Annotated in this window: 1 pseudogene; it reads right to left on the minus strand. The window is 52.6% G+C overall.

Features of this window, described 5'->3' with window-relative positions:
• Nucleotides 1-90: 90 nt before the first annotated feature.
• Nucleotides 91-582, minus strand: a pseudogene (locus H6B10_RS15065) (glutamine-hydrolyzing GMP synthase); the annotation flags it as partial.

Consider the following 582-nt stretch of genomic DNA (forward strand, 5'->3'; position numbering starts at 1 on the left):
CTCTTGTATGGCTGTTATCAAATTGTTATCAAAAGACTTCTTGAAACGCCGCAAGCCCGCATAAATACTGGGTTTTTGCGGTGTTTCGTTTTATTCGAACTCAATGGTTGCCGGCGGCTTCGTGGTGTAGTCAAAGAGTACGCGGTTGATATTCTTAACTTCATTCACAATTCGATTTGCTGCCGTGGTGATGGTTTCCGTAGGCAGCAGCGTCACTTCGGCCGTCATGAAGTCGGTGGTGGTCACGGCACGCAAAGCAATCGCATAGTCATACGTACGCTCGTCACCCATAACACCTACGCTGCGCATATTGGTCAGCGCTGCAAAGTACTGGCTGGGGCGCTGTTCCATGGGCAGTTTGTCCACTTCCTCGCGCCAGATTGCGTCGGCATCCTGCACAATAGCCACTTTCTCGGCAGTCACATCGCCGATAATGCGGATGGCAAGCCCCGGGCCGGGGAACGGCTGACGGGATACCAGATATTCAGGCAGTCCCAATTCCCGACCGGCCTGACGTACTTCGTCCTTGAACAAATCACGCAGGGGTTCGACGATCTCTTTGAAATCCACATAGTCCGGCAA

The organism is Gemmiger formicilis, from assembly GCF_016901605.1.
GTDB lineage: Bacteria > Bacillota > Clostridia > Oscillospirales > Ruminococcaceae > Gemmiger > Gemmiger formicilis_B.